This window comes from Cohaesibacter intestini, assembly GCF_003324485.1.
Taxonomy (GTDB): Bacteria; Pseudomonadota; Alphaproteobacteria; order Rhizobiales; family Cohaesibacteraceae; genus Cohaesibacter; species Cohaesibacter intestini.
The window spans coordinates 173335-194343 of sequence record NZ_QODK01000001.1 but is presented as its reverse complement, the minus strand read 5'-3'; the positions used below and the strand labels follow the sequence as shown (position 1 = coordinate 194343).

Here is a 21009-nt window from a genome sequence, read left to right as displayed (position 1 = left end):
GAGAAGCCTTGCAGATTCAATTCTCTATCGCTGAAGCGAGCGAAGATGCCGCAGGGCTGGAACCAGATCAAGAGACCATGATGGCTGACGAAAGTTCAAGGCGTTCAACGAGAAGAGCCACATTGCAGGATGTCGCCAAACATGCAGGCGTCAGTCCCATCACTGTATCCCGAGCCATTCGACAACCTGACAAGGTTTCGCAGAAGGCACGTGAGCGGGTGAGGGAGGCCGTGGCGAAACTCGGATATATCCCGAACCTCTCGGCCAGCCGGTTGGCCTCGGCGAGAAGCTACACTGTTTGCGCAATCATTCCTTCGATCACCAACATCGTTTTCGCCGATGTCATGCGGGCGATTGATGACGTCTTTTCCGCCACCAACTATCAGGTTCTGATTGGCAACACCCGCTATTCCCCGATTGAGGAGGAAAAGCTAGTCTCCAAGTTTCTCGAACACAATCCCGATGGCCTGATCTTGTCGGGGGTTGATCAGACAGACACCTGCCGCAAGACACTGGAGGCCGCTGGCGTCCCCATCGTCCAGATCATGGACTATGATGGTCAGGCCATCGACATGAATGTCGGCTTGTCACATTATCAGGCGGGCTATGACATCACCCGCCATTTGATCGATCGTGGTCGCCGCCATATCGGCTTCATTGGTGCCCAGATGGATCCTCGCACCCAGAAAAGGATGCAGGGCCACTTTCAGGCGCTGAAGGATGCCGGACTGGACAATATCGAGGGGCGCTCCATCTCTCACGCACCATCCTCAGTCAAGATCGGTGGTGACCTGTTCCATGATCTGCTCTCCAAGCAAGCGGACCTTGATGCGGTTTTCTGTATCAATGATGACTTGGCGATGGGGGCTATTTTTGAATGCCAGCGCCGTCAGATTGCGGTACCTGACCAGATCGCCATTGCCGGTTTCAACGATCTCGAACCCTCGCGCTGCATCAATCCACCTTTGACCACCATCCGCACCCCGCGTTATGAAATGGGTCACAAGGCGGCAACCATGCTGGTCGAATGTATGAATGGCGCCAGCCTGTCGGCTGATGAGGCAAAGATCGACATCGGCTATGAGCTGATCGTGCGATCCAGCACCTGATCAATCCGGCAGCATTCAAACTTTCACATCAACGATATCGCAAAGCCCCGTTCTCTACCGGGGTATTAGCGATGGCGATCTCTCTCTCTTTATTCGGCTGGACGCCTCCATATTGTTCCTGCATAGTCGAGGGCGAAGAGAAGAGGCTCAAACCGGGCTGACCGCAATGCTATGAGGGACCGCGCGTGGCATCTGACGTGTGGATGCCAAGACTTGGTGCCTTCCACAAAGAGACAATCTGTTCCAAGGATAGACATGGCCGATCCGATCTCCGAACTGATTTTTCGCGTTGCCCTGCGTGATCGGTCTGCCTTTGCTGCGCTTTATGAGGCAACCAGTGCGAAACTCTTTGGCATCTGTCTGCGTGTCTTGAAAGACAGGGCTGAGGCGGAAGAGGCGTTGCAGGAAGCTTATGTGAAGGTCTGGAACAACGCCTCGCGCTTTACTGTGACCGGCAACAGTCCGATTTCCTGGCTCGCTGCGATTGCGCGCAACAATGCCATTGACCGGCTCAGGGCACGGCGCCCGGAGACGGTCGAGCTTGATGAGGAACTGGCCGGAGCAGATGACAGCCCCGATCCGGAGCGATTGGTGATCAGTGCCGAAACGGGTGCACGCATCACTGCCTGCCTTGAAGAGCTTGAGACCCGGCGCGCCGATGCGGTGCGGGGGGCCTATCTGGAAGGATACAGCTATCAGGAGTTGGCAGAACAATTCAGTGTGCCCCTGAATACAATGCGGACGTGGCTGCGGCGCAGCCTCATCTCTTTGCGAAAGTGTCTTGAAGCATGACGGTGGACAAGAAAATGGATCGCGATGACCGGCTGCTCGCGGCGGAATATGCCCTTGGCGTATTGCCCCATGCGGAGCGTCAGCGCTTTTCCGCACGTCTGGAGCAGGAGCCGGATCTGCGTGCAGAGGTCGATGTCTGGGAAGGCCATTTCGAACCGCTGACCAACGAGATCGAAGCGACCCCGCCTCCACCGGCCATGTATGGTCTGATCGAGCAACGCCTGTTCGGTGCGTCCTCAACACCCGCCACGCCCAAGGGGCTGTGGTCAAGCATCGGTTTCTGGCGAGGTCTGGCCTTTGCCTCACTGGTTGCCATTGCTGTGATGGCCTCCTTGTTATTTGCCACATTGCGTCCCACGGATGCGCCGGAGGGAACCTATGTCGCCAACCTTTCGGGTGAGACGAATCTGGTCCAGCTGGTTGCGCTCTATGAAGCCAGTTCCGGGCAATTGCGGCTCAACCGGACAAAGGGGGAAGCGGCTGCTGAGCGGGATTTTGAGCTGTGGCTGATCGAAGGGGACAACGCCCCCATTTCCCTTGGCGTGCTGCCAAGAGAGGCGCATGCCTCGCTACAGGTGCCCGCTGCCTTGCGCGCCAAAATGCCCGGTGGTGTGCTGGCAATCAGTGATGAACCGGCAGGCGGATCCCCAACTGGTCAGGCAACAGGTCCGGTTCTGGCGGTCGGTGCTATTTCTCAGATATGAAAATTTTTAAAAAAAGCTGAAACTCATATGACGGGTCTCTCGTGTCTATTGATGTCCGCAAAAAAGCGGTCGTGAAAAAAACATTTTGGAGAGAGACACAATGACCTTTGCACGTACGACGACCTTTCTTGCTGCCACTGCCATCGCCATGACCTCCGCCGTAAGCCTCGCTTATGCGGACGATCACAAAAATCCGATGGTCGGTGGTGCTGCTATGTATGAAACCAAGAATATCATCGAAAACGCCGTGAACTCCAAGGATCACGAAACCCTTGTCGCTGCGGTGAAAGCAGCTGGTCTGGTCGATACTCTGTCCGGCAAGGGGCCGTTTACCGTTTTTGCGCCAACCGATGACGCCTTTGCCGCTTTGCCCGCAGGCACGGTAGAGACATTGCTGAAGCCGGAAAACAAGGATCAATTGACAAAGATCCTGACCTGTCACGTCGTGGCTGCCGACGCCATGTCTGATGCCATCATGAAGATGGTGGATGACGACAAGGGTGCCCACCCGGTCAAAACCGTGGGTGGCTGCACCTTCACTGCCATGTATGATGGCGGCACGGTCATGCTCAAGGATGGCAAGGGCAACGTCGCCAACGTGACGATCGCGGATGTGGAACAGTCCAATGGCGTCATCCACGTCATCGACAAAGTCCTGCTGCCTGCATCCTAATCTGCATGGATCAACCGACCGGATATCAGAGCATCTCCGGTCGGTGCTCGCCTTGGTGCCATTCCCGGCACCACAGGCTGTGCTCTTGACGCACAGCTCACAGCCATCTTCACAGATCAGTCGCCTTGCACCGGGGTGCCGTCACTGTGGGTCGACAGCGGTTCCCAGTCCGGATCCAGACATTCCCTCATTTGCTTTTCGCATCCGTCATCCTCTATCGGATCCAGCAGCATGTCAGGCATGGGAAAGGCACCTTTGTCTATGCAATGCTGATATCCGGTGTCGCAGGTGTCAGACCTGCCAAATCTTTCTTCACACACCGACATTTGGGTTTCGCACAGGGCCCGCTTGGCGACTTCTGCGCTCTCGCCGCCAGCGATAGCCCGTTGGACGAATGGGAATGGCAGCATAAAGGCTGCAATCAGACCCCACAGTAGGGATTTACGAAGAATCATCCACATCATTGCCTCCCGGCTGGTCGTCTGTCTCAACGGTCATCCAAGTGTGCGCTCGTGCTGCAGTCTGGGCAACTGGTACAAATGAAGCGGGACAATTTGCAGCCTTGTTGCAGTCTCACCGCCAGAGCAAAATCGAACCCGATGTGAAGCAACTGTCAACTGAGTGCCAAAGGGAGGCGATTTCATGCTTATACGGTCTGGGTTTATTCTGGTCGCAAGCCTCGCGGTGGTTTCGACCATCTCGTGGTCCGATGCATATGCATGCAAGGACAAAAATGATTGCTCTGCTGGCGAGATTTGCTGCATGAGCCCCATGGGTGGGCGCGACCATCTCTCAACAGGGGGCAAGGTCGTGCAGGGATATTGTGCCAAAGCAAAGGTCTGCGCGCGGGATGACGGAACATCCGTTGTCTATGGTGATGGCGCTGAGTGCCCTCCGGGTCAGAGCGTGAAGGTCAAAACGACCGCATCCGGCGCCAAAATCAAAGGTTGCTTTTAACCGATAGCTCCCGATTGCTTCAGAGATCAGGGTCAGGTATCAGTCAGGCATCAGTCAGGTATCAGTCAGGTATCAGTCAGGCATCTGGAGAAAACAGCCCTGGACGCCCCATCGCCTCAGGGTCAAGGGTAAAGACCCCTATCAACCGGTTCTGATTTCATCCACCGGTATGCCCGTCAGGCTGGCCAAGTGCGAATGATAGCAATTGCCGGCTGCGCGGATGCGTGTGCGCATTCTTTCGTTGCCCACGCGGCAGTGCCCGCCAAAATAGCCCTCCAGAATCACCTGCCACTATCGTTTTCAAAAAAAACTTTATGGTCCTGCTCTCAGACGCCATCTCGACGCGTATGGGGTCGCCATGCTAGACCTCATCGAGGTCAGCCGGGGCATGCTCACGGCGAGCCGCCTCGATCCAGACCCCATCCCAGTGCGCTTTGCACAAACCTCCATCGAAAAGACAACCGGCCAAGAGCCGCATCTGTTGCCCGATCTGGGCGGTTCTCTTGCCAATGACTGGTTTGCAAACGTGCTCGGACTGCCTACAGTCTGGAGTCCCCATCTCTATGCTGCCTGCGGCCAGCATGCGCCAAATGAGCCAATTCTCAAGCCCTGCTCCGCGAAGCCCTTCTGGCGGTGAGGGACTGTTCTGGGATATCGCGCTCAGCAACGACACAATCGAAGAGGACCTGCCTTCATGACACAATTGCTCCCGCTGGTGCTCATTCTGGCCCTTGCCGGCGGCATTGCCGGTATCATTTCCGGCTTGCTGGGTGTTGGTGGCGGGATTATCCTCGTCCCGGCCTTCTTTTATGCCTTTACCAGCCTTGGATATCAGCCTGACCAGCTGATGCAGATCTGTGTGGCGACATCCACTGGCACCATCATCTTCACGTCCCTTCGCTCCGTGATGGCCCACCACAAGAGGGGGGCGGTGAGTTTCTCACTGATCAGAAGCTGGGGGCCATTCATCGCGATCGGTTCGATTCTTGGGGTCTTTGCCGCGGCCTCTCTGCGGTCACAGGAACTTCAGTTTGTCTTCGGGTGCATCGGTGTTCTGATCGGGCTCTACATGTTGCTGGGCAAAAAGGACTGGCGGCTGGCCGATCAATTGCCCGGTCGCATCCTCAGCTCTCTTTATGCGGCAATCATCGGATTTTTCTCGGCGCTGATGGGCATTGGCGGCGGTTCCTTCACTGTGCCGTTGCTCAGCGCCTACAATGTGCCGCCCCACAAGGCTGTTGCAACATCCCCCGGTTTTGGCCTGATGATCTCGATTCCCGCTTTCATCGCCTTTCTGGCCACCGGCTGGCAGATTACAGGCAAACCGCCCATGACCATTGGGTATGTCAATCTGCCCGCCGTCGTGATGATTGTGGCCACGACGATGCTGACCGTTCCGATTGGCGTCAAGATGGCCCACGCCCTGTCACCCAGACAACTGCGTCTGGTTTTTGCCTGCACCATTCTGCTGCTGGCGGGTAACATGCTTCGAAAGGCAATCATGGGATGACCAGCGAACTGCCGCCTTTTGCCAACCAGTCGACATTCGACAAAGCCAAAGCGGCGGAGCCGACGCTTTGGTGCAATCCCAATTATCAACCCTCCAGCGACGGGGAAGCCGCCCAGACGCTGGAACAGGTGCATAAAGACTGGGCCATGCTGGCACCCTTGTTGCAAAAACTGTTCCCGGTCCTTGAACAGAGCGGAGGTCAGATCCAATCCGAGCTGATCGAAGTGGAGAGCCTAAGGGCTCCACTTTGCTATGAGGATCCAAAGTTTGGTCGCCTGTTTGTCAAGGGCGACCACAATCTGCCGGTCGCCGGGTCGGTGAAGGCGCGTGGCGGCCTGTTCGAAGTCCTGATGACCGCGCGCCGACAAGCCCTTGCGGAAGGGTTCCTTTCGGAAAATGATGACATCTGCAAACTGGCGTCAGACGCTGCGCGCGCCTTCTTCTCGCAGCGCACGATTGCCGTGGGCTCAACGGGCAATCTCGGTCTGAGTGTCGGTGTGGCCGCCAAGACCCTCGGATATAACAGCATCGTGCATATGTCATCCGACGCCAAGACGTGGAAGATCGAACGGCTGCGACGCTATGGTGTCAAGGTCATGCAGCATCGCGGCGACTATAATCATGCGGTTGCCGTGGCAAGGGATGCAGCCCGGTATGATCCTCTGGCCTATTTTGTCGATGACGAGCATTCAGAGCTGTTGTTCCAAGGCTATATGGCAGCGGCTGGCGAACTGGACATACAGCTGCGCGAGGCGGGCATTGTTGTTGGTCCTGATCGGCCCTTGTTTCTTCATTTGCCCTGCGGCATCGGCGGAGCCCCCGGCGGCATTGCCTACGGCGCGCGCGGTCTGTTCGGGGCGCATGTTCATTGCTTTTTTGCCGAACCTTGCCAATCTGCCTCAGCCATGCTGCGCATGATGCATGGCCGGGACGCCCGGATCTCAGTCTATGATGTTGGCCTGACCAATCGGACAGAAGCCGATGGCATGGCAGTGGCAACCATGTCGGATCTGGTTGCTGAACGCATGCAGACCCGGCTGGCTGGTGTTTATACGGTTGGCGATGAAGATCTGTTTCGCTGGGTCGCCACGGCCTATCATGGCGCTTCGCTGCAATTGGAACCTTCTGCGACCATCGGCTTCGCGGGGCCGCACTTCATTGCCAACAGTCTGGAGGGACAGGCATTCGCTGATCGGCATCTGCTCAGTAAGCCCCTCTCGAACGCCATTCATGTGGTCTGGGCAACGGGAGGAACCTTTGTGCCGGAATTGAAATTTCAGGCCTTTGTTGACCGGGGTATGGAATTGGGACACCCTACCAGTCTTTCAAAAGAGACTGCGACATGAGCTCCGATCCAGCCAACGCGCTGCCAGTGAGACCAACAATTGTCAGTGAGACCGATAATCGGTTGCGCCTTGATGATTGACGCCAATGGGAAAAGCCCCGTTATCGGGGAACGGGAAGAAAGAAGAAAGACGAACAGGCTATGACCGAGACACTTATCCTCGGAGCGGGCATCGTCGGACTCAGCTCCGCGCTCGCCCTGCAAGAGCGTGGACATTCCGTTGCCCTGCTCGACCGGCAACAGGCCGGTATGGAGACCAGTTATGGCAATGCAGGGATCATCCAGCGAGAGGCGGTTGAGCCTTACAACATCACCCATCATCTGCCGACGTTGCTGCGCTATGGCCTCGGGCTGACCAATGACATTGTCTATCATTGGCGCGATCTGCCCCGACTGTTGCCCGCGTTGGCGACCTATTATCGCTATTCTGAAGCTGGCAAGCATGCAGAAATCTCCAAAACCTACGCCCAGCTTGCCTATCGGGCAACGCGTGATCACGCCCCCTTCATTGATGCGTCAGGGGCGCAAGACCTGATCCGCCGCGACGGCTTTTTCTCGATCTGCCGTGATCAGAAAGCGATGGATGCCAAGGCGTTGGAGGCCGACTATCTTCAGACCCATTATGATGTGCCGTTGCGCGTGATTGATGGCCAGACGCTGGCCAAGGAAGAACCGGCAATCACCACACAGCTGGCCGGTGCGATCCATTGGTGCGACAGCTGGAGCCTCACAGATCCTTTGGCGTTGACAATGGCCTACAAGGCCTTGTTTGTGCGGCGTGGAGGACAGCTGCTGCAGGGCGATGCGATGAGCCTGACCCCGGAAGGGGCGGGATGGGCGGTGACCACCGCCGAAGGCAAAATCACAGCATCCGATATTGTCATCGCGCTGGGCCCATGGGCTCCGGACCTTCTTGAAAGGCACGGCTATCGACTGAAAATGGTCTGGAAACGGGGCTATCACAAGCAGTATGACGTGACGGATGCTCCCACCCGACCCCTGCATGATTTTGCCAATGGCGTTGTACTGGCCCCGATCGGTGACGCTTTGCGCATTGTGACCGGCGCGGAACTGACCAGACGGGATCGAGGCGTCAATCTCAAGCAGCTGCGCCACGGTTTGAACAGCGCCAGACAGATTCTGAAGGTCGGAGAGGAAAGACCGGACGATGTCTGGTTCGGCCATCGCCCTTGCCTGCCGGACATGCTGCCCATGGTAGGGGCCGCTCCGGCCCACAAGGGCCTGTGGTTCAATTTCGGCCATGGGCATCAGGGCTTGACCCTCGGGCCGACGACCGGATTGATCCTCGCCGACATGATGGAAGGCTCGGCTGCGCACTGGACCCGGGCGCTGATGCCACAAGGGCGATCTGTCCTCGCCCACTAGATACCTGTGCACGGCTTCAGAATGTCGGGATCTCAATAGGCCTGACTTTTAGAAGGTGAGCGGGGCGTTGTTCTTGACCTCCTTCATGACGAAGAAGGTGCGCGTTTGGCGCACGCCCGGCAAGGCAATCAGTTGCTCTCCGTGCAACTTGTTGAAATCGTTCATATCGCGGGCTCTGATCTTGAGCAGATAGTCAAAGTCTCCAGCCACCAGATTGCAGTCCAGAATGACGGGCATCCTGTTTGCGGCCTGTTCAAACTCGGCGAAGCTTTCTGGCGTGGAGCGGTCAAGAACCACGCCCACCATGACCAATGCCCCCATGCCGACCTGTTCGGGATTGATGCGTGCACTCACCCCTTCGATATAGCCATCGTCAAACAGGCGTTGGGTGCGACGATGGCAGGTCGCGGGACTGACATTGACCCGGCTTGCAAGGTCCGCATTGGACAGGCGACCTTCCTCTTGCAGCGCTCGCAGGATGTTTCGGTCTATCCGGTCCAGTTCTGGCATGAAAGAATCTTCCAAATCTGTTCAATTTATGGAGAAGATCTGAGAATATGGATAAAAATTCGATAGTTCAAGGAAATTTATGAGGAAAATTAGAGAGCACCTTTCATGGAAAAATTGCTAGCGTTTGGGGCAATTCCAACAGGAGACCTGCTCATGTCGTTACTTGATAAATTCGAGAAATATCCCCTGACCTTCGGTCCCACGCCGATCGAATATCTGCCACGCCTCACGGACGCATTGGGCGGAGATGTTGAGATCTATGCCAAGCGCGATGATTGCAATTCCGGCCTTGCCATGGGTGGCAACAAGCTGAGAAAACTGGAATATATCGTGCCCGATGCGATTGCCTCGGGGGCAGACACACTTGTCTCCATCGGTGGGGTGCAATCCAACCATACGCGCATGGTGGCGGCGACGGCCGCCAAAATTGGCATGAAATGCGTGGTCATTCAGGAAAAATGGGTGCCGCACTATGATGCGGTTTACGATCGTGTGGGCAACATCCTGATGACCAAATTGATGGGGGCTGACAGCCGTCTGGTGGATGACGGATTTGACATCGGTATCCGCAAAAGCTGGGAAGATGCCATCCAGTCGGTCAAGGATGCCGGGGGCAAACCTTATCCTATCCCGGCCGGGGCATCGGTGCACAAATTTGGCGCTCTTGGCTATATAGGCTTTGCCGAGGAAGTGGCCCAGCAGGAAGAAGAGCTTGGCTTCAAGTTCGACTATATCGTCGTCTGTGTGGTGACCGGTTCCACGCAAGGGGGCATGATTGTCGGTTTTGCGGCGCAGGATCGCGCGGATCGTGTGATAGGCATCGATGCCTCTTTCACGCTTGAACAAACCCGTTCACAGGTTCGCTCCATTGTTGATAACACTGCAGAGCTTGTCGGGTTGGGCCGCAAGGTGCGAGAAGATGAAATCGTGATCAATCCGGACTATGCCTACCCGGCCTATGGTGTCCCCTCGGATGAGACCAACGATGCCATCCGCCTTGCGGCCCGCACTGAAGCAATGATGACGGACCCTGTCTATGAAGGCAAAAGCATGCAGGGCCTGATTGATCTGACCAAGAAGGGCTTTTTCCCGAAAGGCTCGAAGGTGCTTTATGCACATCTGGGTGGCGCACCGGCCCTCAATGGCTATAGCTACTATTACAAAGACGGCTAGAGTGATTAACTGCGTCTCAAGCGGTGCATCGGCCCCTTGAGACGCAGGGACGGTTGAAGCATCGTCCAGATTGGATCAGCCACCGGAGAGAATGAATGAGCCACGACCACCTCAAGACCATCGAACAGCGCCTGTTGTGGCTCTCGCATTGGATGATCCATCACGCCAATCATATTCGCCCCAAGACCGATGACATCAAGATCGGTGGCCATCAGGCCAGCTCGACCTCGATGGTCTCGATCATGACCGCACTCTATTTTTCGGCCCTCAAACCCGAAGATCGCGTTGCGGTCAAGCCGCATGCCTCTCCGGTCTTTCATGCCATGCAATATCTGATGGGCAATCTCAGCCGTGAGCGGATGGAGAATTTCCGTGGCTTTGGCGGGGTGCAGTCCTATCCGTCGCGCACCAAGGATAGCGATGATGTCGACTTCTCCACCGGCTCGGTCGGCCTTGGGGTGGCCATCACCAGCTTTGCCTCTCTCATTCAGGACTATATCGCAGCCAAAAACTGGGGACAGGATCAGGCCTTGGGCCGCATGGTGGCTTTGGTGGGCGATGCCGAACTGGACGAGGGCAACATTTACGAATGCCTGCAGGAAGGTTGGAAGAACGACCTGCGAAACTGCTGGTGGATCATCGACTATAACCGACAGTCCCTTGATGGCATCGTCAGGGAGGGCCTGTTCGAGCGGATCGAAAAGATCTTCGATGCGTTCGGCTGGGACGTGGTCCGGGTCAAATATGGCAAGCTCCAGCGAGAGGCCTTCGAAGAGCCGGGCGGCAACAAGCTCCGCGACTGGATCGACGCCTGCCCCAATCAGCAATATTCGGCGCTGACCTTCATGGGCGGCGCGGTCTGGCGCAAGCGTCTGATGGATGATCTGGGCGATCAGGGGGATGTGTCCGCTCTGATTGATAAGCGGTCAGATGACGAACTTGCCGCATTGATGGAAAATCTTGGTGGCAACTGCGTCACCACGATGGCCGATGTCTTCGCTTCTGTGACCCATGACCGGCCGACCTGCTTCCTTGCCTACACCGTCAAGGGGTGGGGGACGCCGATTGCCGGCCACAAGGACAATCACGGCGGCCTGATGAACAAAAGCCAGATGGCAGACTGGCAATCCCATATGGGTGTCCCCAAGGGCGACGAATGGGACCCCCTTGCTACAATCGACAATGTCGAGGCCTTCAAGGCCTTTCTGGATAACGTGCCCTTCTTTGCCAAGGGCACCCGCCGCTATCACGACGACAAAATTGCTGTGCCAGCCATCGAGCTGACCACAGAACGTGCCATCTCGACACAAGGCGCCTTTGGCAAGATCCTCGATGATCTTTCCAAGGGGGACAGCGAGTTGGCGGCCCGCATTGTCACCACATCACCGGATGTGACCGGTACAACCAATCTTGGCCCGTGGGTCAATCGCCGCAAATTGTTTGCGCGTAAAGCACTGGCAGATGCCTTTATCGAGCATCGCATTCCCTCGACGGCAAAATGGGTGTTTGATCCGGCTGGGCAACATATCGAACTAGGCATCGCGGAAATGAACCTGTTTCTGCTGCTGGGTGCCGCAGGCCTGTCCCATTCCCTTTTCGGCAAACGGCTGATTCCCATTGGCACGGTGTATGATCCCTTTGTCTGCCGTGGTCTGGATGCACTCAATTATGCCAGCTATCAGGATGCCCGCTTCATGATTGTCGGCACGCCATCCGGTGTGACCCTTGCCCCTGAGGGCGGGGCGCATCAGTCGGTCGGTACACCGCTGATCGGCATGAGTCAGGATGGGCTGGCGGCCTTTGAACCGGCCTTTGCCGACGAGCTTGGCATCATCATGCAATGGGCCTTTGACTATATGCAGCGCGATGGGGAAGGGGACCCGGATGAACGCACTTGGCTGCGCGATGAGACCGGCGGTTCGGTCTATCTGCGCCTGACCACCAACCCGATCGAGCAACCGGTCAAGCGAGCCAATGACACCTATCGCCAAGGGGTGATTGACGGCGCCTATTGGCTGCGCGAGCCGGGCCCCAACTGCGAGGTGGTGATTGCCTATCAGGGCGCGGTTGCCAGTGAAGCGATCAAGGCGGCTGGCGCCATCGCCGAAGCCCGTCGCGACATCGGGGTGCTGGCCGTCACCTCGGCAGACCGCCTCAATGCCGGCTGGACCGCAGCGCAACGCGCCCGCTCCCGTGGCAATCTGGCGGCCTATTCCCACATCGAAAGCTTGCTCAGTGCCTTGCCATCCCACTGCAAGATCATCACGGTGATCGACGGCCATCCGGCCACATTGGCCTGGTTGGGCGGTGTGATTGGTCATCAGACCATCTCGCTCGGGGTCGAGCATTTTGGCCAGACGGGCACCATCGGCGATCTGTACCGCCACCACGGGATTGATGCCGCTGCGATCGTAGAGAAGGTACAGGGCCTGTCCCATGGCAAGGACATCAAGTCCGGTATCGTGAGGGCGCTGAATTAGCAGGCAAAGAACCGGGCTTTGCAGGGTTTCTCCTCTGCTGGATGTGATCTGATATGTGGAACGCTCAATGATGGCCCTCAAGACACTTGAAGATGTTTTGCAGAAGGCGCGAGACAGACTCCATACTTGGCAACTGGCCGACGGATCGTGGGACCGGCCGGTCTATAATGATGCGCGCACGACGGGTTTCTATCTGCAAGGCCTACAGGCCATGGGCAGATATGACACTTTTCCTGTTGTGCCGCTGGAGCTTTATCTGGCCAACAGTCAGCTTGCCTGCGGTGCATGGCCAGCCCTGCCTGATGGCGTGGCGGATCCGGATGTCACGGCCATTTGCGCGATTGCGCTGGAACAGGCACAAACCCGAGAAGGGCGCGAGGCGGGTTTGAAGGCGCGGGACTGGCTGGACAGTCAGCCAACCCCGCAACTGGATGCTTTCTGGCTGGGGTATTTTGCCTTCACGGGCCACCTCTCCTATGACGATATTCCCTTCTGTCCCACATGGATTGTCTCCCTGCCGCACTGGTGGCATCCGAATATTTATGACATCGGGGTTTTGAAATGGGGCTTGATCCCGCTCAGTATCATCCAGAGCGGGTTTGCCTGCACTGCCCCCCACACCAAGACCCGCATTCCGACGGCGCAATGGCAGTCCAACTGGCTTGCAAGTGCCCGCCGCAATTTCGGTAGAGGTCCCCGTCTGGTTAATGGGGTGCTCAAGGGTGTCAGTGCCCTGATTGGAACACCAAAGCACTTTGAAAAGGCTATCCAGTGGCTGCTGGACCATGTGGAAGAGGATGGCACTTTCTTCTCGCTGGTTCACATGACAATCTTTTCTGCTCATAGCCTCTATTGTGCCGATGCCGATGCCCATCGAGCGGTCATTGATCGGGCCTTGAGGGCGCTTGAGACATGGCAGGTCGACACCCCGGATGGCCGAGCGCAGGGCTTTTGTGACTCGGCCACATGGGACACAGGCCATGCCCTGCGTGCCCTTGAACATATGTCAAAGGAAGACTCAGCCGAAGCCATCGCCAGAGGCAGCGATTTCTTGATATCCAGCCAGAGTTTTCATGTGTTTGATGTCGAGCACAAACTGGTGACCCGTGATCGCAGCTACGATCCGGCGAAAAGCGGTGCCTGGACGTTCCACCGCTATGGGCTTTATTGCCCTGATGCCGATGATACTGCTTTGGCCGTGATGGGTGTGTTGACCAATTGGCAAAACACGCCGGAGCAACGGCGCTCGGTCCTCTCGGCCTTTCATTGGCTCTGGGCGATGCAAGACGGGAAGGGAGCATGGGCCAGCTGGAGCAGGGGGGAGAAAAACTGGGTTAAATTCCTAAGAGGGGGCGCTTGGTTCATGTATGATCCGTCATGCCCCTTCATCACCGCCAGAAATGTCTGTTTGAATGCCCAGTTGATTGCCCGGACCTATGCGGGGCTGGAGGCGCACATCCCCAAGGCGAGGCAAGCCATGCAGGACGGGGTGGCCTATCTTCATGCATCCCAAGAAGAAGACAAATGGGTTTGCTCCTGGTTCGTCCATTATCTCGCGGCCACCTGCGCGGCCATTGAAGCCCTTTGCAGTGCGGGAGAAGCCGATTCACCAAGCGTCAAGCGGGCCGTCCGATGGCTCAAGAGCATCGCGCAGGAAGATGGAGGCTATGGCGAAAGCATCGGCTCATTCCATGCCAAGCAGTATGTACCAGCGCCATCAAGCACCGTTCATACCGCATCTGTCCTGATGTGTTATGTAGCGGCAGGGGAGGCTGGTTGCCCTGAGGCGCAACAGGCCGCCCAGTGGCTGATCCGGCGACAAGAAGCCGATGGCGGATGGCATGACATAGACTTTTTTTCCTCCGGAGTCGCTGGGGTCTGGTATTGCTGTTACGCTGGTACTGCGACCTTTTATGCAACCCTTGCTCTATCTCTCTATCAGGAAAGCCTTGAAGCCCGTGGACCTTCAGCCGTCCAGAACGGATAGGACTTGCCATTTTTGTCAAAGTCGACAAATATTTCGATATAAGGTATTTAAAAAGCATATATATTTTTCGGGCAGGATGCATGAAGCAAATTATTCGTTCCGATTTATTGATCACAGGCGCGGGCGTTGCCGGATTGACCGCCGCTCTGGTGTCCCTTCAGTTGGGCGCTTCCGTTACAATCGTTGAAAAGCAGCAAGGTTTCGCAACATCTGGCAACCGTGTTTTCATCCTGTCTGACTATACCCGGCGGATTCTCGAAGCCCTTGGTATCTGGGACGATTTGCAGGGAAAAGACTATCCAATCACCACCATCCGGATCTATGACGGCCTTGGCACAGCCATCAAAGACCATGGCTTTGGCTGGATGCAATCTCTGTCCTTCAGCCATGATCGCAGCCAATCGGAAAAAGTTGGCTACATCGTCAGGGAGCATGTCTTGATGGAGGCTCTGATCGCCAGAATTTCTTCCTATTCATCCATCACTATTCTGTTCGATTGCGCTGTCGAAACCTACGAACTGGCGCAGAAGGGCTGTCTGGCGCGGTTGGATTCGGGGAAAAGCCTGTCCGCAGGGCTGGTTCTGGGGTGTGACGGAAAGAATTCCCATACTGCGGCTAAGATGAACATCAAGCGCACGCAAAAGGCCCGCAATCAGCATGCCTTTGTCTTCACGGTCTCCCATGCCATGCAGAACAGGCGCGCGGCGTACCAGACCTTTTTCAAAGGCGGGCAACTGGCTGTGTTACCGCTCAGTGTGTCCAAAAGCTCCATCATGTGGAGTGTCCCCACCGCAGAGATGCTGCGCTTAAAGGCTTTGTCGAAACAGGATTTTATGGCTGCTTGTGCGCCCCACTTGAAACGTCATCTGGGTGACTGCGCTCTGGCAGGCGAGATCGGCAGCTTTCCTCTCAACACCAGTATGGCCAGCGCATTTGTTGCTGAGCGACTGGCATTGGTTGGTGATGCTGCCCACACCTTCCACCCGATCACCGGACAGGGCGTGAATTACACCTTCCGAGACATCGCAGAGCTGATTCCGGTGATCCGGCAGGGTTTGACGAACCAATGGGAAACAACGGATCTGGCGGCTGCTTTGGATATTTACAATGCGCGGCGCACACGCGATGCCCGGTTGATGTCTGCCACCACCGATATGCTGCTGTTTGTTTTCTCCCTGCGTGGCTTCACAATGACCTGCTTTCGTCGTCTGGGCTTTGTGGTGATGCACAGTCTGCCTCTGTTGCGCTATTTGCTGGTGCGATTGGCCAGTGGCAGCCACATGAAATCGCATTCCCTTGAGCCGGACGCGCCGTTGCTTGCTCTCAAGGATAAATAGGGATGGCGAGGCAAGCGGCTTTTCTGGCTCGACTTCTTGTGCTGATTGGTTTGACCCTGACCTGTTCGATCCATGCGTTTGATGTCAGAATAGAAGCCGACATGAGCGCCATCATCCAGCGCCCAAAGGCTGTGGAAAAGCACGAGCTGAGCGGTTGGCAGAATCCGTCAGCCGCTCTGCTGGTCACTGCGAAAGACGCCTCAGCCGCGGACTATCTGACCTTTCTGAGCAATCTGGTTCTCGACCTTCAGTTCGATCCCAACATCGAACAGGTCGTCTCGATCTTTTCCGTGCCAGCCTCGTCGCCAGATCAGGATCTCGAGCAGGCTTTGGGGGGCAAGGGCGACGCACAGACGGTTCTGAGTGCCTTTCGGCAGAACAATATGCTGGCTCAGTCTCTTCTTGGTCCCGATCTCAGAACCAGTGTCATCATTCTTCAGGGCCCCAAGGAAGGGCTGGAAGCATCCTTGAAGCCCCATCTATCCTGTGAAAATCCCAACCAGCACTGTGTCAAAGGCATCGGGATGATTTCGATCGAGCAGGCCATCACCAGCCAGCTGACCTTTGAGAACAAGTATTTGCCCGCCATAACCGGGCTGGTTGTTTTTGCCATCCTGTCCTTCTGGTTTCGCAGCGCAAAGACCGGTTTCCTGCTCCTCGTGCCCCCCGCCATCGGGGTGATCTGGTATGTTGGCGCACTCTCCTTTTTCGGCATCCCCCTCGACAGCTTCAACAGCCTAATTCCCAGCATCGCGCTGACCCTCGGGCTTTGCGATATGTTGCATATCAAGCGCGCCATGCACCACAGGATGGCCACACGGCGCGATGCCAGAGCGGCAATGGTTGATGTGCTGCCTGCCATCACCTTCACCACTCTGACCACAGCAGCAGCCTTTGGGTCACTGGCCTTCGAGGGTAGCGAGATTTTGAATCGTCTGGCCCTCTGCGGTGCATTGGGCATGGTCTGCTTGTATGGCGCAATCCTGCTTGTCAGCGACATCTGCATTGCTGCAACTCCGGCCGCCATAGCCAAGTCGGATTTCAAACGAAAATCACTGGCGCACCTCCTGAGGCTCATCAGAGCCACCATGCGCAGCAAACGGGTCATACAATTCGCATCCTTCAGCTTTATATCCCTCGCCTTTGTCGTAACTGTGCTGACCCCGGTCAACTTTCAGTTTGACGAAAATCTGCCCGACGGATCCGTCAAACAGGGGCTGCATGTCGCAGCCAAGGCCGATCTCGCTCTGGCACCGGTCTTCGCAACCATACCCAATATCACTGTAGAGAATGCCAGAGTTGTTCTGGACCGGCTCTATCATCAAAGACTTTCCAAAGCCCAGATCGATCCTTTGCTCAGAAATGTCACGGAGCACAATCGTCTGATTGCGCCAATCCACATGCCGATTGCCTCCGATGCCCGGCAAATGAATGCCTTGATGCAGGATGTGAAAAGTCGAATTGGTCCAAACTATCAGGCCGATATCACCGGCTATCCTGTTCTGGTCGCTGATTCAGTCACCCGCTCCATCAAGCGATTGCAAATTGTTCTGGCCATCTCAGTTTTGTTGCAGTCGGCCTTCTTTGCGGTGCTCTATCGCTCTGCTCGCATGGGATTGGCCGCTCTGGTCGCCAACGCCCTGCCGTTGCTGCTGGTCCATGCTCTGTTTGCCCTGACTGTCGGTTCCATCAATGTCGCAATGGCAGTTGCAATGATCATTGCGTCAGGCATTATTGTGGATGATACGGCGCATTTGATCTGGAACAGCAAGCAAAGGGCGGACAAGCAATTTTCCATTCGCCAAGGCATCCTTGCAACCCATGAGCCGATCACGTTGACCAGCCTCGTGCTGATCATCAGCTTTGGCCTGCTGCTCTCCAGTGCCTTGCCCGGCCTGTTTTTGATGGGGGCCGCAATTGCCCTTGCCTTGATTGCAGCATGGATCGCAGATTTGCTGATCTTGCCAGCCTTACTCAAACCAACCTTACTCAAACCAGCCTGTCGAGGACCTGTCTTTCCAAGGAATGAACGCGATCATGACCAATAAAAACCTGATGCCATTTGCCCGGCTTGCAATGATCATATGCGTCACCTTGGCTGTCCTGAGGCCATCCCATGCCACGCAAGCGGTCAATCTTCTCCCCACGACGCCCATCGGCGCGACCGAAGGGGAGCTGCTGAATGCTGCCGAAGTGGTTGACCTTTACACGGGGCAATGGCGCGGGTCTGGATCTGTCACCCAGACAGAAGATGGCATCACCCGCACACTTCATTGCCAGATCACCGGCACCAATCCCAAAGCCACCCTGCTGGAGTTGAAGATCCTTTGCGCTCGTCTAGGGCACAAAAGGTCCATCACCTTGAAAATGGTGCATGATCGTCAGGATATTCTGCAAAGCTTCATCACATGGTCTGCCCCGCCGCTCAAGGAGGAGCCTGTTGTGAGCTGGTCCGGTGCCATCCTGACCCTCCAAGACAGCCGGAATGGCCAGATGACATTGCTCGCCGAGCAGGACAATCTGATAATGACCCTCAAGTCGCCGGAGATCATTGCCGAACCCATCATTCTGGAGCCCTATAGACCGTAACACGATCCCGTCTGACTATTGCCTCTGCAGACCAATTCAGCCAGCTTCCATCAGCACCAAACAAAGTTGCGACCAATGCAGTTAACTGCTAGATTTGAGATATTCAAATATTTGTGATCTTTGGGCAGTGTCCCAGTCTCGCGCTATTTGCATCGTCGGTTTGAACGGGGCTGTTATTTTTGCCCAATTCTATTGACGTTTGAACTCCATTCAATTTGTTTCTTTCTGATGTCATTTGCCGCATGCCCAACGTTACATTTGTATTTGCCCGCACAATGGCCAAAGCTGCTGGCATGTCGTTATCGGAAGATGGCTGCCTTTGGAGCGATGGTGAAATTGTTCACCGGGTTGCTCAACCGGCGGACGGGCGTCTCATCGGCACGGAATATTTCGATCTGATTGAATGGATACGCACCCATCAGAGAGATGAAGTGGCACTTGTTGCCACCTATGCCAATTTGCTCCAAGCCGAAGATCTGGGTGTTTTGGGGCTGGCGATCAAAACTGCGCCGACCCTACGCACCTCTCTGGCGCGTCTTGAGCGCTATTATCGTTTGGCCACAGACACAGCCATCTACCGATTAAAGGAAGAGACAGATCGTGCGGCGTTGTTGTTTGAAGAGCAAACCGAGCATCACACGGCGCTTGATCTGCGCAATGAATGTGCGCTAGCAGCTTTTGCTCGCAATATGTACCAGTTTGTTGGCCCATCGCTGACACTGGATTTTGTTTCGTTCCGCCATGCGTGCCGCTCCGATCCGCAACGATATGCAGACTATTTCAAATGTCCTGTCATTTTCGAGGCAGAGCAAAATAGCATCGCGATGCATCCCACTATGTTGGATTTGCCCAATCGTGTGGGGGACAAGGCGGTCTTCGACTTCATGGTCGGCCATCTCGAAACAGAAATCGAATCTCTTGCCGACACCTCCGCCACGCGTAATGAACTGCTCCACCGCTTGACTGCGAACTTGAGCAGTGGCGTGCCGCATGCAGCGGCGATGGCTCGCGATATGGGCATGAGTGAGCGAACCCTCTACCGCCGCTTGTCCGAGGAAGGGATGACTTATCGCGATGTGGTTGAACAGGCACAATCTGCGCTAGCCAGAGAGTTGCTGCGCGAGAGCAAAGCGTCCATTGCCGAAATCGCCTTCCTGACCGGCTTCTCGGAACAGAGCACCTTCAGTCGCGCCTTCAAGCGATGGGAAGGGCAGGCGCCCGCGCGCTACCGGCAAGCGACACCTTCCTGAATACGCATATATACCATTGGCAGAAACTGCAATGATGTTGGCGGATGCTGCCAAGTCTTGCCCCCACCATTTGGGTTAACGTCTCCCTATCGCAAATGAGAGCAAACGCCGCTGGCGTCAGGCTCTTGAAGTTGCCAAGAGGGGTCTATCCATGCATACCAACAACTATCGAGACAGTGGCGGAGGCACGGCCAATATGGCTGCCTTGCTTCGCGGCATCAATCCTCCCAAGACAGACGCGCTGAACGAGACGTCTGATCCGTCCGCGTATGCCAATGCCCTGTCGATTGTCACCCACGATCTGAAGGGACCTTTGGCCAATCTGTCGCTGCTCATCGAATCCATCGAGGACAGCGCAGAAGCCGGCAGCCGCACCGCTCGCAATGCCGCCAAGGCGGATGTGATCATCTCCCAGCTGAGCAAAATGCTCAGTGCGGTGCTGGAACGGGCCCGCGAAGGGCGGGACCCGCTCTCCTGCCGTCAGGACAGGGTCAACCTGATCGACGTGCTGGAACTGGCCATGGCGGTCAATCAACCCCGGGCACGACTGCGTGGGATCACCTTTGAAAGCTGTGCCCTTGATCAGGTGACTGTTTCCGGCGATCAGGAGCTGCTGTTCGAAGCGGTCGACAATCTGGTCGGCAATGCGGTCCGCCATAGCCACCCCAACAGCAATATCCGGTGTGAAGTGGGGCTTGAGACCGATGGCACGGCTTACCTGCGGGTCGACGATGAAGGACCGGGCTTTCAGGAGGGCGACTTGCACAGGGCCTTTCGCCCCTTCACCCGGCTGTCGGCGCGGGCAAGGAACGGGGAAGAGAGCAGTGGCCTTGGCTTATGGATCACCCGCCTGATCGCCGAACGCCATGGGGGGCGCGTGGCAGCCCACAACAGACCCGGCGGGCAGGGGGCTTCAATGACCCTCTGGATCCCCGCCCAACGCCCTGACGCGCAGGACAGACGGCAAGAGCCTTCGCGCCCGAATGCCTGTGGCCTCAAGCGCTATCAGGTCGGGCCAAAACAAAAGCTCATCCAGCCTCCAATGGCTGGCTGACCCCTGACCTTCGGCCTCCAGCTGAGAACTGCCGGGTGCCAACCCAACTGGAAAGTGGACTGCGAACAACAAGCCGTGGGCGTTGATGCCCGCGATCGGGAAAGCTGTGTCCTGACCAACGGCTTTTCTCCTCTCTGCCTTCAAGACCAAGCC

The 21009-nt window shown here is 56.4% G+C and carries 18 protein-coding genes; 16 read left to right on the top strand and 2 right to left on the bottom strand.

What is annotated here, in order from left to right:
- Positions 1–80 precede the first annotated feature (80 nt).
- The 4 genes from gntR (at position 81) to DSD30_RS00860 (ending at position 3278) form a co-directional block, all read left to right on the top strand.
- Positions 81–1109, top strand: a complete 1029-nt coding sequence (gene gntR / locus DSD30_RS00875; RefSeq protein WP_114008550.1) for an HTH-type transcriptional regulator GntR — start codon at positions 81–83, stop codon at positions 1107–1109.
- Between the two features lie 255 nt (positions 1110–1364).
- Positions 1365–1901 (top strand): sigma-70 family RNA polymerase sigma factor, encoded by a 537-nt coding sequence (locus tag DSD30_RS00870; RefSeq protein ID WP_114007719.1) that lies wholly within the window; start codon positions 1365–1367, stop codon positions 1899–1901.
- 14 nt (positions 1902–1915) lie between these two features.
- Positions 1916–2605, top strand: a complete 690-nt coding sequence (locus DSD30_RS00865; protein ID WP_157967503.1) for an anti-sigma factor — start codon at positions 1916–1918, stop codon at positions 2603–2605.
- 148 nt (positions 2606–2753) lie between these two features.
- Entirely contained in the window at positions 2754–3278 is a 525-nt protein-coding gene (locus DSD30_RS00860; protein ID WP_114008549.1) for a fasciclin domain-containing protein, read from the top strand.
- A gap of 116 nt (positions 3279–3394) precedes the next feature.
- Here the strand turns inward: DSD30_RS00860 and DSD30_RS21955 are convergent, their stop codons facing one another.
- A complete protein-coding gene (locus DSD30_RS21955) occupies positions 3395–3520 on the bottom strand; it encodes a hypothetical protein (protein ID WP_280955299.1) in 126 nt (41 codons plus the stop codon).
- A 1073-nt stretch (positions 3521–4593) separates the two neighbouring features.
- Here DSD30_RS21955 and DSD30_RS00845 point away from each other — a divergent pair.
- The 4 genes from DSD30_RS00845 (at position 4594) to DSD30_RS00830 (ending at position 8476) form a co-directional block, all read left to right on the top strand.
- Positions 4594–4872: a hypothetical protein gene (locus tag DSD30_RS00845; RefSeq protein WP_114007715.1), complete on the top strand. Its 279-nt coding sequence runs from the start codon at positions 4594–4596 to the stop codon at positions 4870–4872.
- Between the two features lie 57 nt (positions 4873–4929).
- A complete protein-coding gene (locus DSD30_RS00840; protein ID WP_114007714.1) occupies positions 4930–5745 on the top strand; it encodes a sulfite exporter TauE/SafE family protein in 816 nt (271 codons plus the stop codon).
- The gene (locus tag DSD30_RS00835) at positions 5742–7091 is read left to right on the top strand and encodes a D-serine ammonia-lyase (protein WP_114007713.1); all 1350 of its coding nucleotides are present in this window, start codon (positions 5742–5744) and stop codon (positions 7089–7091) included. The genes DSD30_RS00840 and DSD30_RS00835 overlap by 4 nt, the downstream gene beginning before the upstream one ends.
- Before the next feature lie 140 nt (positions 7092–7231).
- Positions 7232–8476, top strand: a complete 1245-nt coding sequence (locus DSD30_RS00830; RefSeq protein WP_114007712.1) for an NAD(P)/FAD-dependent oxidoreductase — start codon at positions 7232–7234, stop codon at positions 8474–8476.
- Between the two features lie 48 nt (positions 8477–8524).
- On the opposite strand, the gene DSD30_RS00825 is transcribed toward DSD30_RS00830, so the two are convergent.
- On the bottom strand, positions 8525–8986 hold the full coding sequence (locus DSD30_RS00825; protein WP_114007711.1) for an Lrp/AsnC family transcriptional regulator: 462 nt from the start codon (positions 8984–8986) through the stop codon (positions 8525–8527).
- Between the two features lie 153 nt (positions 8987–9139).
- Here DSD30_RS00825 and DSD30_RS00820 point away from each other — a divergent pair, with 153 nt between their 5' ends.
- From DSD30_RS00820 to DSD30_RS00785, 8 genes are all read left to right on the top strand, one after another.
- Positions 9140–10159: a 1-aminocyclopropane-1-carboxylate deaminase gene (locus DSD30_RS00820; protein ID WP_114008548.1), complete on the top strand. Its 1020-nt coding sequence runs from the start codon at positions 9140–9142 to the stop codon at positions 10157–10159.
- 95 nt (positions 10160–10254) lie between these two features.
- Positions 10255–12639: a transketolase-like TK C-terminal-containing protein gene (locus DSD30_RS00815; protein WP_114007710.1), complete on the top strand. Its 2385-nt coding sequence runs from the start codon at positions 10255–10257 to the stop codon at positions 12637–12639.
- A gap of 70 nt (positions 12640–12709) precedes the next feature.
- Positions 12710–14626 (top strand): prenyltransferase/squalene oxidase repeat-containing protein, encoded by a 1917-nt coding sequence (locus DSD30_RS00810; RefSeq protein ID WP_198662760.1) that lies wholly within the window; start codon positions 12710–12712, stop codon positions 14624–14626.
- Between the two features lie 80 nt (positions 14627–14706).
- Positions 14707–15963 (top strand): FAD-dependent monooxygenase, encoded by a 1257-nt coding sequence (locus DSD30_RS00805; protein ID WP_114007708.1) that lies wholly within the window; start codon positions 14707–14709, stop codon positions 15961–15963.
- 2 nt (positions 15964–15965) lie between these two features.
- The gene (locus tag DSD30_RS00800; protein WP_114007707.1) at positions 15966–18011 is read left to right on the top strand and encodes an RND transporter family protein; all 2046 of its coding nucleotides are present in this window, start codon (positions 15966–15968) and stop codon (positions 18009–18011) included.
- Complete coding sequence (locus tag DSD30_RS00795; RefSeq protein ID WP_157967501.1) at positions 18001–18552, top strand: hypothetical protein; 552 nt, start codon at positions 18001–18003, stop codon at positions 18550–18552. Before DSD30_RS00800 ends, DSD30_RS00795 begins: the two co-directional genes overlap by 11 nt.
- 242 nt (positions 18553–18794) lie before the next feature.
- Complete coding sequence (locus DSD30_RS00790; protein ID WP_114008547.1) at positions 18795–19802, top strand: helix-turn-helix transcriptional regulator; 1008 nt, start codon at positions 18795–18797, stop codon at positions 19800–19802.
- Between the two features lie 151 nt (positions 19803–19953).
- Positions 19954–20856: a sensor histidine kinase gene (locus DSD30_RS00785; RefSeq protein WP_114007705.1), complete on the top strand. Its 903-nt coding sequence runs from the start codon at positions 19954–19956 to the stop codon at positions 20854–20856.
- The last annotated feature ends 153 nt before the right edge of the window (positions 20857–21009 follow it).

What these genes read in the sequence shown, in the direction of transcription:
- DSD30_RS00785 (WP_114007705.1), top strand. Translation starts at nt 19,954, where the DNA reads ATGCATACCAACAACTATCGAGACAGTGGCGGAGGCACGGCCAATATG.
- DSD30_RS00860 (WP_114008549.1), top strand. Translation starts at nt 2,754, where the DNA reads ATGACCTCCGCCGTAAGCCTCGCTTATGCGGACGATCACAAAAATCCG.
- gntR (WP_114008550.1), top strand. Translation starts at nt 81, where the DNA reads ATGGCTGACGAAAGTTCAAGGCGTTCAACGAGAAGAGCCACATTGCAG.
- DSD30_RS21955 (WP_280955299.1), bottom strand. Translation starts at nt 3,520, where the DNA reads ATGCCTGACATGCTGCTGGATCCGATAGAGGATGACGGATGCGAAAAG.
- DSD30_RS00845 (WP_114007715.1), top strand. Translation starts at nt 4,594, where the DNA reads ATGCTAGACCTCATCGAGGTCAGCCGGGGCATGCTCACGGCGAGCCGC.
- DSD30_RS00815 (WP_114007710.1), top strand. Translation starts at nt 10,255, where the DNA reads ATGAGCCACGACCACCTCAAGACCATCGAACAGCGCCTGTTGTGGCTC.
- DSD30_RS00790 (WP_114008547.1), top strand. Translation starts at nt 18,795, where the DNA reads ATGCCCAACGTTACATTTGTATTTGCCCGCACAATGGCCAAAGCTGCT.
- DSD30_RS00865 (WP_157967503.1), top strand. Translation starts at nt 1,916, where the DNA reads ATGGATCGCGATGACCGGCTGCTCGCGGCGGAATATGCCCTTGGCGTA.
- DSD30_RS00800 (WP_114007707.1), top strand. Translation starts at nt 15,966, where the DNA reads ATGGCGAGGCAAGCGGCTTTTCTGGCTCGACTTCTTGTGCTGATTGGT.
- DSD30_RS00810 (WP_198662760.1), top strand. Translation starts at nt 12,710, where the DNA reads ATGGCCCTCAAGACACTTGAAGATGTTTTGCAGAAGGCGCGAGACAGA.
- DSD30_RS00835 (WP_114007713.1), top strand. Translation starts at nt 5,742, where the DNA reads ATGACCAGCGAACTGCCGCCTTTTGCCAACCAGTCGACATTCGACAAA.
- DSD30_RS00870 (WP_114007719.1), top strand. Translation starts at nt 1,365, where the DNA reads ATGGCCGATCCGATCTCCGAACTGATTTTTCGCGTTGCCCTGCGTGAT.
- DSD30_RS00840 (WP_114007714.1), top strand. Translation starts at nt 4,930, where the DNA reads ATGACACAATTGCTCCCGCTGGTGCTCATTCTGGCCCTTGCCGGCGGC.
- DSD30_RS00795 (WP_157967501.1), top strand. Translation starts at nt 18,001, where the DNA reads ATGACCAATAAAAACCTGATGCCATTTGCCCGGCTTGCAATGATCATA.
- DSD30_RS00820 (WP_114008548.1), top strand. Translation starts at nt 9,140, where the DNA reads ATGTCGTTACTTGATAAATTCGAGAAATATCCCCTGACCTTCGGTCCC.
- DSD30_RS00830 (WP_114007712.1), top strand. Translation starts at nt 7,232, where the DNA reads ATGACCGAGACACTTATCCTCGGAGCGGGCATCGTCGGACTCAGCTCC.
- DSD30_RS00805 (WP_114007708.1), top strand. Translation starts at nt 14,707, where the DNA reads ATGAAGCAAATTATTCGTTCCGATTTATTGATCACAGGCGCGGGCGTT.
- DSD30_RS00825 (WP_114007711.1), bottom strand. Translation starts at nt 8,986, where the DNA reads ATGCCAGAACTGGACCGGATAGACCGAAACATCCTGCGAGCGCTGCAA.